This is a genomic window from Pseudomonas sp. LBUM1651 (genome assembly GCF_059716135.1).
On the sequence record NZ_CP166805.1, the window covers coordinates 4581415 to 4600625 of the forward strand.

The 19211-nt window shown below is 59.6% G+C and carries 17 protein-coding genes and 4 tRNA genes; 7 read left to right on the plus strand and 14 right to left on the minus strand.

The genetic code is table 11. The features are described 5' to 3' along the window. Nucleotides 1-21: 21 nt before the first annotated feature. The 4 genes from lpxK to ACA066_RS21385 all read right to left on the minus strand — a co-directional run bounded on the left by lpxK (nucleotide 22) and on the right by ACA066_RS21385 (nucleotide 4419). A complete protein-coding gene (lpxK, locus tag ACA066_RS21370) occupies nucleotides 22-1032 on the minus strand; it encodes a tetraacyldisaccharide 4'-kinase (protein ID WP_497696525.1) in 1011 nt (336 codons plus the stop codon). Further along, nucleotides 1032-1463 carry a flagellar polar localization protein PocB gene (gene pocB / locus ACA066_RS21375; protein ID WP_214377856.1) on the minus strand — a complete coding sequence of 144 codons (432 nt, stop codon included), beginning with the start codon at nucleotides 1461-1463 and terminating at the stop codon, nucleotides 1032-1034. The genes lpxK and pocB overlap by 1 nt, the downstream gene beginning before the upstream one ends. Further along, nucleotides 1460-2098, minus strand: coding sequence for a flagellar polar localization protein PocA (gene pocA / locus ACA066_RS21380; protein WP_497696526.1), 639 nt, complete (start codon nucleotides 2096-2098; stop codon nucleotides 1460-1462). The genes pocB and pocA overlap by 4 nt, the downstream gene beginning before the upstream one ends. 98 nt (nucleotides 2099-2196) lie before the next feature. Next, nucleotides 2197-4419 (minus strand): DNA internalization-related competence protein ComEC/Rec2, encoded by a 2223-nt coding sequence (locus tag ACA066_RS21385; protein ID WP_497696527.1) that lies wholly within the window; start codon nucleotides 4417-4419, stop codon nucleotides 2197-2199. Nucleotides 4420-4554: 135 nt separating this feature from the next. Between ACA066_RS21385 and ACA066_RS21390 the strand changes: the two genes are divergently transcribed. Further along, a complete protein-coding gene (locus ACA066_RS21390) occupies nucleotides 4555-5073 on the plus strand; it encodes a DUF2062 domain-containing protein (protein WP_214377862.1) in 519 nt (172 codons plus the stop codon). 815 nt (nucleotides 5074-5888) lie between these two features. Here ACA066_RS21390 and ACA066_RS21395 read toward each other — a convergent pair. The 4 genes from ACA066_RS21395 to ACA066_RS21410 form a co-directional block, all read right to left on the minus strand. Next, complete coding sequence (locus ACA066_RS21395) at nucleotides 5889-6668, minus strand: ABC transporter permease (protein ID WP_008152390.1); 780 nt, start codon at nucleotides 6666-6668, stop codon at nucleotides 5889-5891. Next, nucleotides 6665-7597 carry an ABC transporter ATP-binding protein gene (locus tag ACA066_RS21400; RefSeq protein ID WP_497696528.1) on the minus strand — a complete coding sequence of 311 codons (933 nt, stop codon included), beginning with the start codon at nucleotides 7595-7597 and terminating at the stop codon, nucleotides 6665-6667. Before ACA066_RS21400 ends, ACA066_RS21395 begins: the two co-directional genes overlap by 4 nt. A gap of 133 nt (nucleotides 7598-7730) precedes the next feature. After that, on the minus strand, nucleotides 7731-8354 hold the full coding sequence (locus tag ACA066_RS21405; RefSeq protein WP_497696529.1) for a glutathione S-transferase family protein: 624 nt from the start codon (nucleotides 8352-8354) through the stop codon (nucleotides 7731-7733). A 43-nt stretch (nucleotides 8355-8397) separates the two neighbouring features. Continuing rightward, nucleotides 8398-9057 (minus strand): transglutaminase-like domain-containing protein, encoded by a 660-nt coding sequence (locus ACA066_RS21410; protein WP_497696530.1) that lies wholly within the window; start codon nucleotides 9055-9057, stop codon nucleotides 8398-8400. 244 nt (nucleotides 9058-9301) lie between these two features. Between ACA066_RS21410 and ACA066_RS21415 the strand changes: the two genes are divergently transcribed. Then, a complete protein-coding gene (locus ACA066_RS21415; protein WP_497696531.1) occupies nucleotides 9302-11749 on the plus strand; it encodes an acyl-CoA dehydrogenase in 2448 nt (815 codons plus the stop codon). A gap of 74 nt (nucleotides 11750-11823) precedes the next feature. Next, nucleotides 11824-12231 (plus strand): PA2817 family protein, encoded by a 408-nt coding sequence (locus tag ACA066_RS21420; protein ID WP_027924016.1) that lies wholly within the window; start codon nucleotides 11824-11826, stop codon nucleotides 12229-12231. Nucleotides 12232-12358: 127 nt separating this feature from the next. Here the strand turns inward: ACA066_RS21420 and ACA066_RS21425 are convergent, their stop codons facing one another. Then, the gene (locus tag ACA066_RS21425) at nucleotides 12359-13357 is read right to left on the minus strand and encodes a LysR family transcriptional regulator (RefSeq protein WP_497696532.1); all 999 of its coding nucleotides are present in this window, start codon (nucleotides 13355-13357) and stop codon (nucleotides 12359-12361) included. A gap of 91 nt (nucleotides 13358-13448) precedes the next feature. On the opposite strand from ACA066_RS21425, the gene ACA066_RS21430 reads away from it, so the two are divergent. The 3 genes from ACA066_RS21430 to ACA066_RS21440 all read left to right on the plus strand — a co-directional run bounded on the left by ACA066_RS21430 (nucleotide 13449) and on the right by ACA066_RS21440 (nucleotide 15580). After that, nucleotides 13449-14075, plus strand: coding sequence for an alanyl-tRNA editing protein (locus ACA066_RS21430; protein WP_497696533.1), 627 nt, complete (start codon nucleotides 13449-13451; stop codon nucleotides 14073-14075). Between the two features lie 91 nt (nucleotides 14076-14166). Then, the gene (locus tag ACA066_RS21435; protein ID WP_497696534.1) at nucleotides 14167-14937 is read left to right on the plus strand and encodes a 2OG-Fe(II) oxygenase; all 771 of its coding nucleotides are present in this window, start codon (nucleotides 14167-14169) and stop codon (nucleotides 14935-14937) included. A 1-nt stretch (nucleotide 14938) separates the two neighbouring features. Beyond that, complete coding sequence (locus ACA066_RS21440) at nucleotides 14939-15580, plus strand: LysE family translocator (RefSeq protein ID WP_497696535.1); 642 nt, start codon at nucleotides 14939-14941, stop codon at nucleotides 15578-15580. 114 nt (nucleotides 15581-15694) lie between these two features. On the opposite strand, the gene ACA066_RS21445 is transcribed toward ACA066_RS21440, so the two are convergent. The 4 genes from ACA066_RS21445 to ACA066_RS21460 all read right to left on the minus strand — a co-directional run bounded on the left by ACA066_RS21445 (nucleotide 15695) and on the right by ACA066_RS21460 (nucleotide 16109). Next, nucleotides 15695-15770 (minus strand) — tRNA-Gly (locus ACA066_RS21445). A 3-nt stretch (nucleotides 15771-15773) separates the two neighbouring features. Further along, a tRNA-Glu gene (locus tag ACA066_RS21450) sits at nucleotides 15774-15849 on the minus strand. A gap of 104 nt (nucleotides 15850-15953) precedes the next feature. Beyond that, nucleotides 15954-16029: transfer RNA gene (locus ACA066_RS21455), tRNA-Gly, on the minus strand. A 4-nt stretch (nucleotides 16030-16033) separates the two neighbouring features. Beyond that, nucleotides 16034-16109: transfer RNA gene (locus ACA066_RS21460), tRNA-Glu, on the minus strand. A gap of 393 nt (nucleotides 16110-16502) precedes the next feature. Here ACA066_RS21460 and ACA066_RS21465 point away from each other — a divergent pair. After that, complete coding sequence (locus ACA066_RS21465; RefSeq protein ID WP_497696536.1) at nucleotides 16503-17261, plus strand: hypothetical protein; 759 nt, start codon at nucleotides 16503-16505, stop codon at nucleotides 17259-17261. 458 nt (nucleotides 17262-17719) lie between these two features. Here ACA066_RS21465 and ACA066_RS21470 read toward each other — a convergent pair whose 3' ends face one another. Beyond that, complete coding sequence (locus ACA066_RS21470; protein WP_497699935.1) at nucleotides 17720-19027, minus strand: IS4 family transposase; 1308 nt, start codon at nucleotides 19025-19027, stop codon at nucleotides 17720-17722. Between the last annotated feature and the right edge of the window lie 184 nt (nucleotides 19028-19211).

Genomic DNA, 19211 nt, shown 5'->3' on the forward strand with positions numbered 1-19211 from the left:
CATTCCCTGAAGAAAAACGGTTTAAGGCAAAAGACGAGCCGGCAACAGGCGCATCAGCTGCGTATCGAACCAGGCCACGAAAGCCGGCGATGGCGCAGCATCGACCGCCAGGTACCACCAATCGGCGGCGGCGAAGGCGCGGCACTTCACCGCGTCCTTTTCGGTCATCACCAACGGCAATGACGGTGTGAAATTCAAGGCCTGCACGCTGTACTCAGCGTGGTCGGCAAATGCATGCGGGACTGGCTGCCAGTGTAGCGTTTCGAGGGTCGTGAAGAAACGCTGCGGATTGCCGATCCCGGCCACGGCGTGCAGCGCCTGACCGGCGGGGAAGTGATCGAGGGGGCGCCGTTCACCGCTGTGCAGATTGACCAGTTCGGTGGGTTGCAGCTGGAAGGCAAAACCGCTGTCGCGATCCTCGGCGGCGCCGTTGTACAGCACCGCGTCGACGCTTTGCAGGCGCTCGACCGGCTCGCGCAACGGTCCGGCAGGCAGGCAACGCTGGTTGCCCAGGCCACGGGCGGCGTCGATCAATACCAGTTCAAGGTCCCGCGCCAATCGGTAATGCTGCATGCCGTCGTCGGACAGAATCAGGTCCAGCGGCTCGCTCGCCAGCAGCGCTTTGACGGCGCTGCTGCGGTCGGGGTCGATCATCAACGGAACGCCAGTGCGCTGGACGATCAACAGCGGTTCATCGCCCGCCTCATCGGCGATTTGCTCGGCCTCGACGCGCCACGGCAGGTGTGGCGGTCTGGCGCCATAGCCGCGGCTGACCACGCCGACCCGCAAACCGCTGCGCTGGCAATGCTGGATCATCCACAGAATCAGCGGTGTCTTGCCCGTACCGCCCACGGTGATGTTGCCGACGACGATCAGCGGCACCGGCGGCTGATAAATCTCGCCCTCACCCGCCAGAAAGCGTTTGCGCTTGTTCATGACCACGCGGCGATACAGCCACTCCAGTGGCTGCAACAGCTTCAGGGCCGGATGACCGTCGTACCACGCGGCGAGCAAGCGATCGGACATGGCCATCAGGGCGCGGGCGGCGCCGCCTCGACTGTGGTCATGCGCAAGTGACTGAAGCCGAGTTTGCCGGCGGCGTCCATGGCGGTGATCACCGACTGATGCTGGGTCTTGCCATCGGCACTGATGGACAACGGCAGGTTGGTGTCGCCGCTGGATTCTTTCTGCAACGCTTCCATGAGCGTGGTCAGGTCGTTCTTCTGCAAGACCTGATTGTTCACCGAGAACACGCCTTCGGCACTGATGGCGACGTCCAGGTGTTTGACCTGCTGGTCTTCGGCAGGCGAACCACTGACCGCTTCCGGCAGATCGACGCGCAACTGGGTTTCACGGGTGAAGGTGGTGGTCACGACGAAAAACAGCAGCAGGATAAACACCACGTCGATCAGCGACGCGAGGTTGATGTCCACATTCTCCCGTTGCTTGCGGCGGAATTTCACGCTTTTTTACCCTCGGACAGGTCCACGTCACGGTCACCCTGCACAACCTCGACCAGCTTGATCGCTTCCTGCTCCATGCCCACCACCAGCTCATCGATCCGGCGTTGCAGGAAACGGTGAAAGAAGACCGCCGGAATACCGACCATCAGGCCCGCCGCCGTGGTGATCAGCGCTTTGGAGATGCCGCCGGCCAGCACTGCGGCGTTGGTGGTCATGCCCGAGCCCATGAACGCGCTGAAAATATCGATCATGCCCAGCACCGTGCCCAACAAGCCCAGCAACGGGGCCATGGCGGCGATAGTGCCGAGGGCGTTGATGTAGCGTTCGAGCTCGTGAATCACGCGCGCGGCGGCCTCTTCGATGCACTCCTTCATGATCTCGCGACCATGCCTGGAGTTGGCCAGGCCCGCCGCCAGGATCTCGCCCAACGGCGAGTTGGCACGCAGTTCCTTGAGTTTGTCTTTATTGAGTTGCTTGTCCTTGATCCACACCCAGACCTGCCCGAGCAAGTGCTCCGGGGTCACACGGCTGGCTCGCAGGGTCCAGAGACGCTCGGCGGTGATCGCCATGGCCGCGATGGAACTCAGAATGATCGGCAGCATCATCCAGCCGCCGGATTTGACCAATTCCCACACAGTGACAGTCCCCTCGAAAAAGTGCGCCACTCTAACATAGGGGGTCGGCGCACCGAAGACCGTGATGTCGCATCCGGTCGGGCTTTAATAACGCTCGGTTATGGCATGGAACGCCAGAAACGCCGTTCCTGACGCATCGTCGACGCTGGCTTGAAGCGTCCGAGGTGCAGACGAATGGCACCCTGCTCAGCGCTGTCATGGATCGCCATGCCGCGTTTTATGTAGCGGGCCATGACCGTGGGATGCGGGTGACCGAAGGAATTGCCGTTGCCCCGTGAGATCAGCACCGCTTTGGGCTGCATCGCGGCGAGCAGCGCCATTGACGACGAACTGCGGCTGCCGTGGTGCGGCGCCTGCAGCCAGTCGGTGGGCACGGCCAGCGGACTGTCGAGCAGGGCTCGTTCGGCGGCGCTGTCGATATCACCCGTCAGCAGCAAGCGCTCGCCATTGGCTTCGATCTGCAGGACACAGGATTTTTGATTGCTGTCCGCGGCGGAAGGCCATTGCCAGAGCTGAAATCTCACGTCGTCCCAAGTCCAATGCCGGCCACTCTCGCAGGCCTCGGCGTGCAATTCGACGGGCAGCGCTTCGGGGTCGCCGCTGACCACTCGCGTCACCGACAAGCCCTGGGCAACTGCTCGCGCACCACCGGCGTGATCGGCGTCGGCATGGCTGAGCAACATCAGGTCGAGTCCGTTCACGCCCAGTTTGCGCAAGGTGGGCAGCACCACTCGCTCGCCGAGGTCGAAGTCGCCGAAGCGCGGGCCGGTGTCATACAACAGCGTGTGATGGCGGGTTCGCACCAGAATCGCCAACCCCTGACCGACATCCAGTTGCCAGACTTCGGCGATCCCCTCGGGCAACAGTGGCCGAGGAGGAAAAACCAGCAACAGCAACAGCGGCCAACCCAACGGGCGCAGCGGTACACCGCGCGGCATCAATAGCAGAACCGCGCCGAGGGTGCCCAGCGCCCATGTCCACAATGGAATCGCCACGGGCACCCACGCGGGCAATTGACCGGCCATCAACCCTAGGCCCTTGAACAGCCAGTCGATCAGCCCGCCCGCCAGCCACAGCAACCCCTCGCCCACATAAGGCAGCGGTAACAACAGGGTTCCCAGCAAGGCCGGCGGCAATACCAGCAAACTGATCCAGGGCACTGCAAGCAGATTGGCGACCGGCCCGCTGAGACTGATCGGCAATCCCAGCACCAGCAGCAACGGGCCCAGGCCGATTGCGATCAGCCATTGAGCGCGGGTCCAGGTTTGCCACCATCGCCAAGGGCCGAGACGACCGCCGAAGATGAAGATCAACACCGCCACCGCCGCGAAGGACAACCAGAAACCAGGCTGCAGACTCGCCAGCGGATCCAGCAACAACACCGCGTTGAGCGCCAGCAACAACGGCCACCAGGCACCGAGGTGGCGAAATCGCAGGCGCCATAACAGCACCAGCCCGATCATCACGCAGGCTCGCCGCACCGGCACTTCGAATCCCGCCAGCAGTCCGTAGCCGAGGGCAGCGGCGAACGCCAGTCCGCACGCCCATGGCAGCCACGGCAAGCGGTTCGGCCACATACCGTAGCGCGCCAGCCCGGCGATCAGCAGATACACCACGCCTGCCAGCAGACCGACGTGCTGCCCGGAAATCACCAGCAGGTGCAAGGTGCCGGTGTCTTGCAACACCTGCCAGTCCTCGCGACTCAGCCCGGCGCCATCCCCCAGCACCAGCGCCGTCAGTGCACCGGTCCGCCCGTGAGCGTCCACGGTTTGCAAGCGTTGGCGGATGCCATCGCGCCAGGCCCACCTGGCTTCGACAAGACGCTGGCCGTCCTTGACGGTCCCGGTTGCACCAATGCGTTGAGCCAGCAGCCAGGCGTCGTAATCGAAGGCATGGGGATTGAGCAGCCCGGCAGGACGCTTCAATTTCACCGCCAGCCGCCAGCGTTCGCCACTGTTGACCGGTGGTCCGTCGTACCAGGCCAGGCGCATCAGTGACGGCACCTTTGCCTGTCGCGACCGAGCGTCCGTCAGTTCGAAACGGACAACGCCTTCATTATTCTGCGGCAATCCCGTCACCCTGCCTTCGACCCAACGGGTTTCGCCATCGAGATTCGCCGACAGTCGATCATCCAGCGCCCACTGCGCATTCGCGCCAGCCCAACTGAAGCCGAACAGGAAAAACGCCAATGGATACGTCCGGAACGGAAGCACCATCAATCCCATTACGGGCAACACCAGCCATAACCAGACCGGCGGTAATACCGGCAAAAAACGCAGGGCCAGCAGACCCAACGCCAGCGCCATCATCCCTGTGCGCATACGCCCGTCCTTGAGAGTCCCCTCCTAGGCATAGCCGGCTCACGGCACGTGCATCGTTATTAATTGTCACAAAGTCTGAATGGGCGGCTCATAGAATCCAGACATACTTGCCGCCTTAACCGACCGAGAAGCCCTATGCCCCGGCGCTTATTCAAACGTTACATGCCAGACCCGACCAGCATCAGGGAACACAAATCCTTACGCTTTCTAGGCACTCTGCTGCATGACCCGAACCTCTGGCACCTCAACCGTCACTCGGTTGCGCGGGCCATGGCTGTTGGTTTGTTTGCGGCGTTCCTGCCGATTCCGTTGCAGATGCTGGTGGCAGCCATCCTCGCCATCGTCGTGCGGGGCAACATGCCCATTGCTGTCAGTCTGGTCTGGTTGACCAACCCGATCACCATGCCGGCCGTGTTCTTTTGTACCTATCAGACTGGGGCGTGGCTGATGGACGTGCCGGCTCGTCATCTGCCGGATGAGTTGACCTGGGAATGGATTAGCGGCGAGCTCTCTACGCTTTGGCAGCCGTTTTTGCTGGGTTCGGTGGTGGTGGGGCTAGTGTTGGGTGCGCTCGCCTATTGTTTGGTGATGATGTATTGGCGGTGGTGGGTGAGTCGGCAGTGGGCTCGGCGGAAGAAAAAACGGATGTTGTGAATGTTAAAAGGCCTCCGTGTTGGGAGGCCTTTTTTTTGGTGGACTGGTTTGGGGTACATATCCGTTTCTTCGGTAACGGCTGCTATTGGTTCCGCCCTTACGGCGGGTTACTTGGAAAAGCGCCAAGTAACCAAGCGCCTGCGCCCCTGACGTACGGTGCCTCGCTATGGCTCGGCATTCCCTCGCTCCGGTCCTGCTCCGTGGGCCCGCCGCCATCCATGCCGGGTTGCCCACTGCGCAGAACCTGCGCTCGGCCTTCCGACGGGGCAGATCAAGATCAAAAGCCAGATCAACAGCCAAAGCGAGGCGGCCTGATAGCCGACCTGATATTCGTCAAGGTCATCGGCGGTGAACACCAATGTCATGCCCGCCAAACATCCCCTGTGGGAGCTAGCCTGCTAGCGAAAAACGTCCAGACACCGCGTTCATTCAGACCGCACGCGTAATCGTTGACGTCCATCGCTAGCAGGCTAGCTCCCACAGGGGAATGCGCACAATCAAAGAGAAGGGCCGACCGGTAGGCCGCCTCGCGGTGCTGTGGCGGTAGTCGCCCCCTCGAGAGGCTTCGTTCCGGTTCTGCGCAGTGGGCAACCCGGCAAGGATGCCGGGTTAGCCGCCCCCGGCCATGGATGGCCGATGGCGGCGGGCCCACGGAGCAGGACCGGAACGAGGGCATGCCGAGCCTTAGCGAGGCACCGAACGAAAGGGGCAAAAGCGCTTGGTTACTTGGCGCTCTTCCAAGTAACCCGCCGTAAGGGCGGAACCATAAGCGGCCGTTACCGCAGAACCGGATATGTACTCAGCCCCAAGAGAGCTTAAGTACGCATCCCCCGCCCACTCACCAACAACCGCGCACAACCGATATACAACACCACCGTCGCCACCAGCATGAACGTAATCGCCACACTGATCCGGATATCCGAAACCCCAAGAATCCCGTACCGGAACGCATTGACCATATGCAGCACCGGATTCGCCAACGACACAGTCTGCCAAAACGGCGGCAACAACGAGATCGAGTAAAACACCCCGCCCAGGTAAGTCAGCGGCGTCAGCACAAACGTCGGAATGATCGAAATATCATCAAAGTTGCGCGCAAACACCGCATTGATGAACCCTAGGAGAGAGAAGATCGTCGCCGTCAGCACCACCACCAGAATGGTCACGCCCAGGTGATGCACCTGCAACTGAGTGAAGAACAGCGACAACAGCGTCACAATGAGCCCGACCATCAACCCGCGCAGCACGCCGCCCAGGGTGTAGCCGATCAGAATCGTGTGCGGCGACACTGGCGACACCATCAACTCTTCGATGGAACGCTGGAACTTGCTGCCGAAGAAACTCGACACCACGTTCCCATAAGAGTTGGTGATCACCGACATCATGATCAGCCCCGGCACGATGTATTCCATGTAGGTGAAACCACCCATGTCACCGATCTGCCGGCCGATCAGGTTACCGAAAATCACAAAGTACAAAACCATCGTGATCGCCGGCGGCAGCAGCGTCTGCGGCCAGATCCGGGTGAAGCGTTTGACCTCACGGTAAACGATGGTATTGAGGGCGACGAGGTTGGGTTGCAGCTCGGAACTCATACCGCCACCTTCGACAGATTTTTCTCCACCAGGGACACGAACAACTCCTCGAGGCGATTGGTTTTGTTACGCAGGCTCAGCACTTCGATGTTCTGTTGCGCAAGTTGAGTGAACAGCGCGGTGATGCCCATGGCCTTGTCGACCTGGACCTCCAGGGTATGACCGTCGAGCAACCGGGTCGGGTAACCCAGCAACTGCGGCGCAGCGCTCAGCGTGTTTTTCGTGTCGAGCAGGAAGGTTTCCACATGCAGCTGGCCGAGCAGCTGTTTCATGCTGGTGTTCTCGACGATGGTGCCGTGATCGATGATGCCGATATTGCGGCACAACTGCTCAGCCTCTTCCAGATAGTGCGTGGTGAGGATGATGGTGATGCCTTTCTGGTTCAGCTCTGTCAGGAACGTCCACATCGAACGACGCAGTTCGATGTCCACCCCGGCCGTCGGTTCGTCGAGGATCAGCAGGCGCGGTTCGTGAACCAGTGCGCGGGCGATCATCAGTCGACGCTTCATGCCGCCGGACAGCGAACGCGAAGGCACATCGCGCTTGTCCCACAGACCGAGCTGAGTCAGGTATTGCTCGGCGCGTTCCTTGGCGATTTTCGGCGGGATGCCGTAGTAACCCGCCTGAGTCACGACGATGTCGAAGGTTTTTTCGAACTGGTTGAAGTTGAATTCCTGGGGCACCACGCCGATGGAGCGCTTGAGCTGCGCAGGATTCTTGTCCAGGTCGTTGCCGAAGATGTTCACCGTGCCGCTGGTCTTATTCACCAGGGTCGAGAGAATGCCGATGGTCGTGGATTTGCCGGCGCCGTTCGGGCCGAGCAAAGCGAAAAAGTCACCTTCGGCGACGTCCAGATCGATACCACTCAGGGCCTGGAAACCGTTGCCGTAGGTTTTGGTTAGCTGCCGGATGGACAGAGCGGAACTCATATCGGATTTACGCACCAAGAAGGGAAGAAAGGGATCAATAAGGGCGGGCGGCGAACACTGCAACCGCGGCGCATGAGCGCAATGGTGCTTGTCGCCGCCACACAAGTACAGTCAAGTGTGTCGATAGTGAGTATTAAGTCAACGCGGTCATGACGGCTTTCTTGTACGCCGGACGCTGCTTCAGTCGCGCATACCAGGCTTGCAGATGAGGCTGCGGCGCACGCTCGATCGGCATCTCGAACCAGGCATAAATGAAGCTGCCGAGGGGAATGTCGCCCATACCGATTTCATCGCCGGACAAGTACGGTTTGGCCGCCAGTGCCTGATCGGCCATCGCCAGCAGATCGTTGCATTCCTTGATCGCGGCGTGAATGGCCGGCCAGTCCTGCTTGTCTTCCGGCGTGCGCAAGACACCCCAGAACACCGTGCGGAATGGGCCGGCAAAACTTGAAGTCGTCCAGTCCATCCATTTGTCAGCAGCGGCGCGCAATTTCAGATCCGCCGGATACCAATGGGTATCGCTGGCGTGAAGGGCCATCAGGTAACGCACGATGGCGTTGGATTCCCACAGCACGAAGCCGTCGTCCTCGATGACCGGCACACGGCCGTTGGGGTTCATCGCGCGGTACTCCGGCGTGTCGACGACACCAAAGGCACCGCCCGCATCGATGGCCTCATAGGCCAGGTCCAGTTCCTCGGCGGCCCACAAAGGTTTTCTGACATTCGACGAATTTTTCCGACCCCAGATCTTCAGCATGACCGCCTCTTTATGGATGAATGCGCAGGCAGCATACGCCGGATCAGGAGCGACTCAAATCGCTCTGCATGTCACCCAGCAGCGGCGGCAGCTGTTCGCTGAACAGATGCGGGTAGCACTTTTCCAGGTGCTCGAAAAAGAACGTTTCCGGCACGTCGGTGAACTGGCCGTGGTCGATCAGGTATTCCATCAATTGCTCGCCGTCGCGATTGAAGGGGTGGAAAACACTGTCATTGATCCCGTCGAACTCCAGCGGTGCAACGTTGAACAGTTCGCAGAGTTTCTGGTTGAACGCCGGCGTGGCTTTGACCCAGCGATCGTTCAGGTACAACTCTGTATAACCATGCATGGCGAACACGTCGCTCTTGAGCAATTCCAGCAAACGCGGGGTCGACAAATGATTGCGCACATCCGCCAGACCGATCCGCGCGGGAATCCCGCAATGCCGGGCCGCACCTGCCAGCAGCGTGGCTTTGGGCACGCAATAACTTTCCCCGGCCGCCAGCGCATAACTGCCACGCAAGGTGTCTGGGTCGCGGCTGAACGTATAAGGGTTGTAACGTACGGCCTCGCGCACCGCGTAATAAAGATTGATCGCCTGCTCGAGCGGTTCGCGACTATTGCCACGATGTTTTTCGGCGAACTCCACCACCGACGGGTGGTCACTATCGATGAAGCGGCCGGGACGCAGATACTCGTGCATGAAGACAATCTCCTGGGGAAGCCACGAGTCTAGCGACAGGTTCAGCACAGAGATAACGACGTTTCGGCCAAACATGGACGCTTTGTCGCCCGCCCAGCGAACGATCTGGCCCGGTACCAACCGGTCCTGCAAAACTCATCGAAGTTTCCCACGATTTCAATCACATCGCTCTGACCACCCTGTTTTGCGGATGCCGTCTAAGCTCTGAAGGTTGTTTTTGCCCTTGTTTCACGGAGGATTAAATATGCTGCTGTTGTGGATACTGGTTCTGGTTGTCGGGATTGCGTATTTAGCCCACCGCCGTATCGCCCCGCTGCCCGCCCTGTGCATCGTTGCCGTTTATGTGGTGGCAATGGGCGCCTTCAGCCGCTCCCCAGGCTGGTTGCTGCTGGTGCTGTGGGTGTTGATCGCGGCTGTCGCGGCGCCTTTGTTGCTGCCCGACCTGCGCCGTAAATACTTCAGCGCGCCGCTGTTCAGCTGGTTCCAGAAAACCCTGCCGCCGATGTCGGAAACCGAGCGCGATGCGATCGACGCCGGCACGGTGTGGTGGGACGGCGAACTGTTCAGCGGCCGGCCGGACTGGGACAAACTGCTGTCCTACCCAAAAGCTCAATTAACCGAAGAGGAACAGGCCTTCATCGACGGCCCGACCGACGAACTCTGCGCGATGGTCAGCGACTGGCAGATCGGGCAAGACATGGACCTGCCGCCAGAGGCCTGGGCCCACATCAAGCAGAACGGTTTCTTCGCCCTGATCATTCCCAAGGAGTACGGTGGCAAGGGTTTTTCCGCCTATGCCCACTCCCAGGTGGCCATGAAACTGGCGACCCGCAGCGGTGACCTCGCGTCCACCGTGATGGTCCCCAACTCCCTCGGCCCGGCCGAGCTGTTACTGCATTACGGCACCGACGAACAACGCAACCATTACCTGCCACGTCTGGCACGCGGCGATGACATTCCGTGTTTCGCATTGACCGGGCCACTGGCCGGCTCCGATGCCGGCTCGATGCCCGACACCGGGGTGATCTGCAGAGGTGAATGGGAAGGCAAGGAAACCCTCGGCCTGCGCCTGAACTGGGAAAAGCGTTACATCACGCTAGGGCCGGTCGCCACCCTCCTCGGCCTGGCGTTCAAGGCGTATGACCCGGATCACCTGTTGGGTGATGAAGAAGACTTGGGCATCAGCCTGGCGCTGATCCCGACCGACACCGCCGGTGTTGAAATCGGCCGTCGTCATCTGCCATTGGGCGCTGCGTTCATGAACGGCCCGAACTCCGGCAAGGACGTGTTCATTCCACTGGACTTCCTCATCGGCGGCCAGGACATGCTCGGCAAAGGCTGGATGATGCTGATGAACTGCCTGTCGGTCGGGCGCTCGATTTCGTTGCCTGCGGTGGGTACCGGCGCGGCGAAGTTCACCAGCCTGGTGACCGGTCAGTACGCGCAGATTCGTGAGCAGTTCAACGTGCCGTTGTCGGCGTTCGAGGGTATTCAGGAAGCCATGGCGCGCATCGGCGGCAATGCCTGGATGATGGACGCGGCGCGGATGCTCACCGCCAACGCGGTGGACCTGGGCGAGAAACCGTCGGTGCTGTCGGCGATTCTCAAGTATCACCTCACCGAGCGCGGCCGCGAGTGCATCAGCCACGCCATGGACGTTCATGGCGGCAAGGCGATCATCATGGGGCCGAACAATTACCTCGGTCGCAGCTGGAATGGCGCGCCGATCTTCATCACCGTGGAAGGCGCGAACATCCTCTCGCGCAACCTGATGATCTTCGGCCAGGGCGCGATTCGCTGCCATCCCTTCGTCCTGAAAGAAATGGCCCTTGCCGGTCGTGAGGACAAGGATCAGGCCCTCACCGAATTCGACGGCCTGCTGCTCAGGCACATCGGTTTTGCCGTGAGCAATGCTGCCAGCACGTTGGTGCTGAACCTGGGTTTCGGCCACTTCGAACATGCACCGGGAGACAAGCTCAGCCAGGGTTACTTCCGTGCGCTTAACCGTCAGGCTGCTGCGTTCGCCATGCTCGCCGACTTGAGCATGATGCTGCTCGGCGGTGAACTGAAACGTCGCGAACGCCTGTCGGCGCGTCTGGGGGATGTGCTCAGCAACCTGTACCTCGCTTCCGCCGCGCTCAAGCGTTATCACGACCTTGATTCACCCGGGCACATGGCGCCGCTGTTCACCTGGGCCATGGAAGAAAGCCTTGGTCAGTCGGAACGTGCACTGGATGAATTGCTGACCAACTTCCCGAACAAGGTGCTGGGTTGCCTGCTGCGTGTGATCGTGTTCCCGTTCGGTCGCCGGCACAAAGGGCCATCGGACAAACTCGGTGCCGAAGTGGCCGCAGTGATTGGCCGGGCCAAAGGCGATCCGACCCTGGAGGAATTGCTCGGTGGTTGCTTCCGTCCGCAATCGGCCGATGACGCCGTGGGTGCCCTGCAACACGCCTGCGACTTGTTGAACGCGGCGCAGGCCGTGCAGAAAAAACTGCATGTGGCGCTCAAAAGCGGTCAGGTCAAACCGGTTGCCGGGGAAAACGTCATCGATGCCGCACTGGAAGCTGGGGTGTTGCAGCCGGTGGAAGCGCAGAAACTGCGTGATGCCGAAGTGGCGCGGCGCAAGGTGATCGATGTCGATGATTTCGACAAAGAGGAGCTGGTGCTGGCGGCAGGAAAAGTCCGCTGATCCAGCCAGCCATGTAAAAAGGTGCGCGGGAGCTTTATACTCCCGCGCCCGTTTTGCTCTTGAGGACTTATCTCGTGTCCAACGTCGTTGCCGATCATCTCGTCTTGCTTGACCACTTGCGCAGCATCCTGGTCGCCGTGGGTGAGGCCGAACAGGTTCCCGAAGAAAGCCATGCCTTGTTCCTGGAGCGCTTCGATGAACTGCGTGCGTTGCTGCCGGTCGACCCGATCGAAAGCCAATACCTGGGCCAGGACATTCTGTGCCAGGTGATCACCCGTTACCCGCAAATCGCCCACCTGGTCCCCCGCGACCTGTTGTGGTACTTCGCCGGTGACTGCCTGCATTACATGCCCGATGATGAAATCGACTTGTACCAGGCGCTGGAAGAACGTCGCTTCGAAGCTGAACAGAACGACGAACCGTTTGACTGGAATCAGGAAAAACAGCTGCTGGCGATGTCGAACGATGACAGCAAGCACTGATTGCGGATCAGAAATACAGAAGGCCCGCATGGTTAAACATGCGGGCCTTTTTTTGTGGCATTGACGAGTGATGTGGTGTCTGGGCGGACGCCTTCGCGGGCAAGTCGGATCGCCGCGATGGCGTCCCTCAAAGCAACCCATCACTTTCAGGTAACTCATACTCCGCCGCAACCTTGCCCGACGCCCCGGGCTTCCCCGGCTTGCTCAACGTCGGCTCCTTCTCCAGACACTCCACCAGATAATCGATCAACACCCGCAGCTTCGGCGGCAGGTAACGGGTCGGCGAATGCAGCAGCCAAGCACCGCCGTGGTACGACGCCAGAAACGTCCAGTCCGGCAGCACCTGCACAATCAAGCCCTGCTCCAGCGCATAACGCGCTGTGAAGTACGGCAAACTGCCAATCCCGATGTGCTGCAACACCGCACCCAATCGCACGCCGGTGTGATTGGCGGCATAACGCCCGCGCACACCGACGGTGACAGCCTTGGTGCCTTTCTTGAATTTCCATCGCGCATCACTCGGCGTTTCGCCCAGGTAAATGCAGCTGTGGTTGAGCAAGTCGTGGGGATGAGTCGGCGTGCCGTGCTCGGCCAGATACTGCGGCGTTGCGCAGAGCAAATGGTCAATGGTCAACAATTGCCGTCCCACAAGCCCGGCCGGGGGGCGGTCGGTAATACGAATCGCCAGATCGACGTTGTCATCGATCAAATCCACCTGACGGTCTTCGAGTAACAGCTCCACATCCACTTTGGGATAACGCCGCAGAAATTCCGGCATATGCGGATGAATCACGAATCGCCCTACGGCTTTGGGCACGCTGACTCGAACAAGTCCTTCCGCTTCATGGGTGAACTGGCCACTGATTTCCATCACCGATTTGGCCGCGCTCACCATCTCCTGGCAACGCTTGAATACTTCCTCGCCACCGTCGCTCAGCCGCAGCTTGCGCGTGGTGCGTTGCAGCAGACGGGTGGCGAGCGCCTTCTCCAGACGCGAAATGCTGCGGCTGACCGCCGAAGGTGAAGAGCCCAACTGACGCGCCGCTTCGGAGAAGCTTCCGGTCTCGACAACCTTGACGAAAATCGCCATTTCACCCAGCAACGGCAGTGGAAGATTTATGCTCACGGTGCAACAGTCCTTTGATGTTTGAACGGATTATCACGCAATTCCACGCTTCATATAATAAAAAACAGAATCTTTAATGAGGGCATGGAATATGACGCTTCGCCTCTTTTTCCATAGTGATGACCTCAAGGCCAACGTGGAAGTACTGGAATGCACGCCTCACGAGAACGAGTTCGCCGTGGAGTTGCGCGCAACACTGTTTCACCCTCAGGGCGGCGGACAGCCGTTTGACACCGGCTGGATAGGCGAAAGCCAGGTCTTGCGCGTGGCACAGGATCCGGACCGGATCATCCATTTCGTCGACCGCCCGGTAAATCCCGGCATGACCCAGATTCGCGTCGATGAGGCACGTCGTCAGTTCAATACGCGGATGCATTCCGCCGGCCATCTGATCGGCCATTTCGTACAGGCCATGGGCTGGATGCCGATCAAGGCTCATCACTGGCCGGGCGAAGGACGTGTGCAGTTCAAACCGGCGGACTCCGCACAGGAAGTTGATGCCCAAACCGTCGGGTTCGGTATTGAACAGTGGATCGCCCATGACCTGCCGCGTCTGACATCGCTGCGCGAAGGCGCCCGGGAAATCGGTTTCGGTGAACTGCCTGCCTACGGCTGTGGCGGCACCCATGTACGTAGCCTGAAGGATTTGGGCACGGTCACGATCGCTTCTGTTTCGCAGAAGAAAGGAACGCTGTCAGTCCACTACAGCGTGGATTGAGCAAGTGGGCGATGCCGAACCCGGCCTCGCCTGGCGCCGGGGAGCCTGCATTCGCAGGTTCCGTTGACTATCCGATAGATGGACCTGAACCATGATGCTTGACGTCGAGCGTCTCGATGAGACGTGCATAAAAAAACTGGCCAACGAAGAAGTCCTCGCCATCCGGGTCAAAGGCTTCCTGCCCCCGCCTCTGGCGATTCAGATCGGCGACAAGATTCTCGCGCCCGGCTTTGAAGGCTATATCAACGCGCCGAGCATCGGTCGAATCGGCATGGCGTTTTATGAAGCAGAAAACCAGCCACTGCTGATCGAGGATTATTTCGAACGCGCCACACGCAACATCGCGGAATTACGCAATCGTTGCGCGCCCTATTCGTCCCCGGTCGACACTTTGCGTTGCATGCTCGATGAGTCCTGGCCGGCGGGCGCGCATCTGGAAAACCTCTACGGTCGCAAGATGTACGTCGGGCTGTCCCGGGTGGTGAAACCGGGCGTGTGTTTTCTGGCCCACCACGACATTTTCGCCAAGGACGCCCCGGACAGTTTTCAGGCCAAAAGCCTCGACGCGCAGTTCGCCTGCAATGTGTACCTGAATATGCCCACCGAGGGCGGCGCACTGCAGATGTGGGACCACGACATTTCCCCGGACCAGTTCGACGAAATGCGCGGCGACAGTTACGGCATCGATCCGGCGCTGCTCGGCACTCCGGTCCTGGAGGTCTGCCCCAAGCCGGGTGATTTCATCATGTTCAATTCGCGCTGCATGCACTCGGTGACACCGGGTGTGGCCGATCCGCGCTTGAGCCTTTCATTCTTTGTCGGCTATCGCGGCAATGCTTCACCCCTTACGTTCTGGAGTTGAGATGCAGTATTCGAATTACCTGGGCGAGTTTCTGGCGCTGGCGACTATCCACTTTCTGGCCGTGGTCGCACCTGGGCCGGACTTTGCGGTCACCATCCGCCAGAGCGTGCGTTTCGGTCGAGGGGTGGGGATCTGTACGGCGCTCGGCATCGGCGCGGGCATTTCCGTGCATGTGCTTTACACCCTGCTCGGCGTCGGCGCATTGATGCACACCACACCCTGGCTGTTGACGGTGGCCAAGGTCGTGGGCGGCGCCTACATCCTGTACCTCGGCGTCAGTCTGTTGCGCAGCCAACCCAAATCGGTGCTGGAGGGTGAAAAGGAAGCAGACGAACCGATGGTCGAGCAAACGCTGCTGAAGGCGTTCACCACCGGGTTCCTGACGAATGCCACCAATCCCAAGGCCACGCTGTTTTTCCTGGCGATCTTCACCACCCTCATCAGCGCCACGACACCGCTTAACATTCAGGCGCTCTACGGCATCTGGATGTGTTTCGTGAACGCGTTGTGGTTTGTGATCGTCGCGCTGTTTTTTTCCAGCGTCCGGGTGCGCGTGCTGTTCATGCGCATGGGGCACTGGTTTGAACGCACCATGGGGGTGATTCTGATTCTGTTCGCGGGGCGCCTGATCCTGTCGATGTAAAAAAGCGCCCATGAAAAAGGCCCGCTCAGTCTGACTGGCGGGCCTTTTGGCTGGCTCGGATACAAATCACGCGCAAACAAAAACGCCGCTCAATGAGCGGCGTTTTTGTGAATTTGGAGCGGGAAACGAGACTCGAACTCGCGACCCCGACCTTGGCAAGGTCGTGCTCTACCAACTGAGCTATTCCCGCAAATGGCGTCCCCTAGGGGACTCGAACCCCTGTTACCGCCGTGAAAGGGCGGTGTCCTAGGCCACTAGACGAAGGGGACACGCTGCCCGGAACACATGGTGTGTGTTTCGGTGCCCAGACCCGCATCCGAAGACTTGGTTCTGGTTTCACTCAGCCCTGCCCGAAAGCAACGCTGTTTAAAATTGGAGCGGGAAACGAGACTCGAACTCGCGACCCCGACCTTGGCAAGGTCGTGCTCTACCAACTGAGCTATTCCCGCATATTGGCGTCCCCTAGGGGACTCGAACCCCTGTTACCGCCGTGAAAGGGCGGTGTCCTAGGCCACTAGACGAAGGGGACACACGTACAACATTCACTCCCTACCGCGTTTCGCTGTGTGCTTTACGCTGTAAGTGGCGCGCATTCTATGGATGGATTGAGGGGTCGTCAACCCCCAGATATAAATTTATTTAAATCAATGACTTCGCCCTGCTTTGGGCGGTGAATACGGCTTTTTGGTCGTCCGGAGTTTGACGCCTATATTCTGACACCCGCCAAGACGTTATAGTCCACCCACGTAGCAGATGATGGCAATGTGCACCTCACACGCTATTACTTATATAAGCAGCGTTGCGGTCGATACAGACTGAAGGATGTTCGATCCAACCCGTCGAGCGGCCCTATGCGCTCCCATGCCAAGCCACTACACTCGCACGCGAATCCCATAAAGAGGTCTTACCGGTGACACCACTCATGATCACCCTGCTAGTCGTAGCCGGGATCGCACTATTGATCGCCATTGGGTACATGAACCATGTGGTGGAAAACAATAAACTGGAAAGGGCCCGCACCAAGGTTGAACTCAACGACCGCCTGCGCCGCTGCGGCGAAATCACCGAGACCTTTCCTGGCCAACTGATGACACCGGCTCTCAAGCTGCTGTTGACCCGCCTGGAGCTGAACGTTTGCCAGCGCCTGTTGAACCTCGAAAAGTCCAGCGCCAACCTCAAGGTGCGCATCAGTGAACTGAACACCCTGGTCGCCCAAGGTGAATCGATCCCGGTCAACAACCCGCCGGCACCGATCCAGACCGAAGCCAAAGCCAAGGACGTACGCTTCCTGCTCGAAGCCCTGCACGGCCAGATCACCCGCGCGGCACAGGACGGCTTCCTGCCGCCCAACGAAGCCAAACGCTGGATCCGCGAAGTTCGCCACATCCTGGTCCTGCTGCACATCGAGTTCTTCAACAACCTCGGCCAGCACTCCCTGCAACAGAACCAGCCTGGCCAGGCTCGCCTGGCATTCGAACGCGGCGTGCAGTACCTGCGTAAACAGCAGGAACCTCAGGTCTACGCCGAACAGCTCGAATACCTGGAAAAGCTCCTGGCCCGTGCAAACGCACAAGTCATGGACAACATTGCGCCGGTTGAAGGTGAAGTGAACCAGTTGACCGAAGGCCTCAAGGACGTCGAGGCGGATGCGGACTGGAAGAAGAAAGTGATTTACGACTGATCGGAACTGTTGAGAAGAAACCACCTGAAGAGGTGGTTTTTTTTGCGCTGAGTTTGACGGGCAATTACATCCGAAAAAATGGTCGTCTGTCAGACCGCCATCGCTGGCAGGCCAGCTCCCACAGGGATTCCGGTACATCCACGAGAACAGGTCGGCTGTCAGGCCGCCTTCGCGAGCAAGCTCAGCTCCTACAATAGCGGATCGGCGTACACCAACCAAACCACGAGGCCGAGCGTTAGCTCGCCTCGCCAGCTTTTGATCTGCCCGCCCCTTCGGGAGGCTGAGTGGAGGTTCTGCGCAGTGGGCAACCCGGCATGGATGGCCGATGGCGGCGGGCCGACGGAGCAGGACCGGAGCGAAGGAACGCCGAGCCTAAGCGAGGGGCCGGACGCTGGGGCGAAGCCTTTTGCTTACTTTTCTGCGTTTGGAAAAGTGACTCGCCGTAAGGGCCAGCCCTTTCAAGGTGTTTTCTTTTTAGAAGCCTTAAGCACGCGATCCGTCGACACATGAGCATGTGCAGACTTGCCCTCCAGCCATTCCCTGGGCTTGGCGATCTTCGGACCGCGTACGCTTTTGGCGACCTGTTTGGGTTTGATCATTCTGGCCAGCGCCAACAGGCGTTGAGGCAGAGTTTCTGAGCTCGATTGAAGTAATAGGACATCCGAGGGCAGCGCGATCTGCATACCCTCAAATCCACTGCGTACTTGTACCGCCAAGTGGAACGTCGAGGCTTCCCAGCCTTCGGCCTGAGTCTCGCGATGGGCTTGCTCCACACTGCGTTTGAGAACGGCCAAAACGTTATAGGCCAACACCGCCGAAGCAAAGCCCAGTAAGGCCGCGCGGGGAGAACCGAGGCTTTCTATCTCGCTGTCCAGCACCGATTCGAGACGCTGAAACATTCCCTCGATACTCCAGCGGCGACGGTACAAATCGGCGATCTGCTCGGCGCTGATGCTCTCGGGCAGATTGCTCCAGAACCACATCACAGAGTCGCCTGATTCGGTCGGTGCTTGCAGGTTCAGCTCAACTCGGCGCCAGCGGTGGCCACCTTTGAGCTCGATCGTTTGTTCGCGCACTGTTCCGGCCTCGACTGGCACCGGTTCTTGCCAGTCGCTTTCCTGAATCAGGCGTGGATGTTTGCTGGGCTGGCGAATAATGAACGAGGCGCGCGCTTCCTCGCAGGCTTGCATGACGGGCAGCGTGCAATAAAGCCGATTAGCCATCCACAGCTGTCCTTCACTGGCGCGAGCCAACAAGGGCAGCACGCTGACGCGCTCACTCGCGTAGGCGTCCTCGCAAGGCTGCAAATCGACAATCTGATCCAGGTCCGGGTCATAGACCACTACCGAAAAACCCGGCCGAGCTGCACCTCGCTCACGCCGTAGTGCCCCCAAGCGCTTTTCGGTAGAAGGCAGGTGATTACCGTCAACAATGCGCAATTGCCAGCCAGGCAAAATCGCTGAACAGCCCAGCTCTTTTATCGTCGGCGCCAAACGCTCTGCGCTGCCGGTGACCAAGGCCCGCAGCAATGCGGGCTCTGTGCGACTGACCTTGTCATAAAGCGCCGCCAAGGTGACCGGTAGATCCTCCATCTGACGTGCAGCGGCATGCAAGGAAGAACGCAAACCTAATGAAACCAGGGACATCAGCTCAACGATGGTCGAAAACAATAGCTCGCGCGGGTATTGGCGTTGACGGTGTTCTTCGAACACCTGATCGACCCATTCGGCAGGAACAGCCTGCTCCAGTATCGGCCCAACGGACATTGATCTATCGCGAGTACGGTTTGACGCCATCAATGCGCAGGCGCTGGATGCTTGCGAGCGCTGGGAGGATCCACACTTTTTATGGGATGAGGTCACAGGATGGTAAGCAAAGGAGCCTTTGTCTCTGGATGTCGCCATCTGGTTCGAAGAGGAACTGTGCGGACTATGCTTCGCGAATCCGAAC

Bases quoted from the DNA above. Each gene is read 5' to 3' on its own strand.
- ACA066_RS21415 (WP_497696531.1), top strand. From the start codon at position 9,302: ATGCTGCTGTTGTGGATACTGGTTCTGGTTGTCGGGATTGCGTATTTA.
- ACA066_RS21470 (WP_497699935.1), bottom strand. From the start codon at position 19,027: ATGTCCGTTGGGCCGATACTGGAGCAGGCTGTTCCTGCCGAATGGGTC.
- ACA066_RS21465 (WP_497696536.1), top strand. From the start codon at position 16,503: ATGATCACCCTGCTAGTCGTAGCCGGGATCGCACTATTGATCGCCATT.
- ACA066_RS21395 (WP_008152390.1), bottom strand. From the start codon at position 6,668: ATGAGTTCCGAGCTGCAACCCAACCTCGTCGCCCTCAATACCATCGTT.
- ACA066_RS21440 (WP_497696535.1), top strand. From the start codon at position 14,939: ATGCAGTATTCGAATTACCTGGGCGAGTTTCTGGCGCTGGCGACTATC.
- ACA066_RS21385 (WP_497696527.1), bottom strand. From the start codon at position 4,419: ATGCGCACAGGGATGATGGCGCTGGCGTTGGGTCTGCTGGCCCTGCGT.
- ACA066_RS21405 (WP_497696529.1), bottom strand. From the start codon at position 8,354: ATGCTGAAGATCTGGGGTCGGAAAAATTCGTCGAATGTCAGAAAACCT.
- ACA066_RS21410 (WP_497696530.1), bottom strand. From the start codon at position 9,057: ATGCACGAGTATCTGCGTCCCGGCCGCTTCATCGATAGTGACCACCCG.
- ACA066_RS21430 (WP_497696533.1), top strand. From the start codon at position 13,449: ATGACGCTTCGCCTCTTTTTCCATAGTGATGACCTCAAGGCCAACGTG.
- lpxK (WP_497696525.1), bottom strand. From the start codon at position 1,032: ATGGCCATGTCCGATCGCTTGCTCGCCGCGTGGTACGACGGTCATCCG.
- ACA066_RS21435 (WP_497696534.1), top strand. From the start codon at position 14,167: ATGATGCTTGACGTCGAGCGTCTCGATGAGACGTGCATAAAAAAACTG.
- ACA066_RS21390 (WP_214377862.1), top strand. From the start codon at position 4,555: ATGCCCCGGCGCTTATTCAAACGTTACATGCCAGACCCGACCAGCATC.
- ACA066_RS21400 (WP_497696528.1), bottom strand. From the start codon at position 7,597: ATGAGTTCCGCTCTGTCCATCCGGCAGCTAACCAAAACCTACGGCAAC.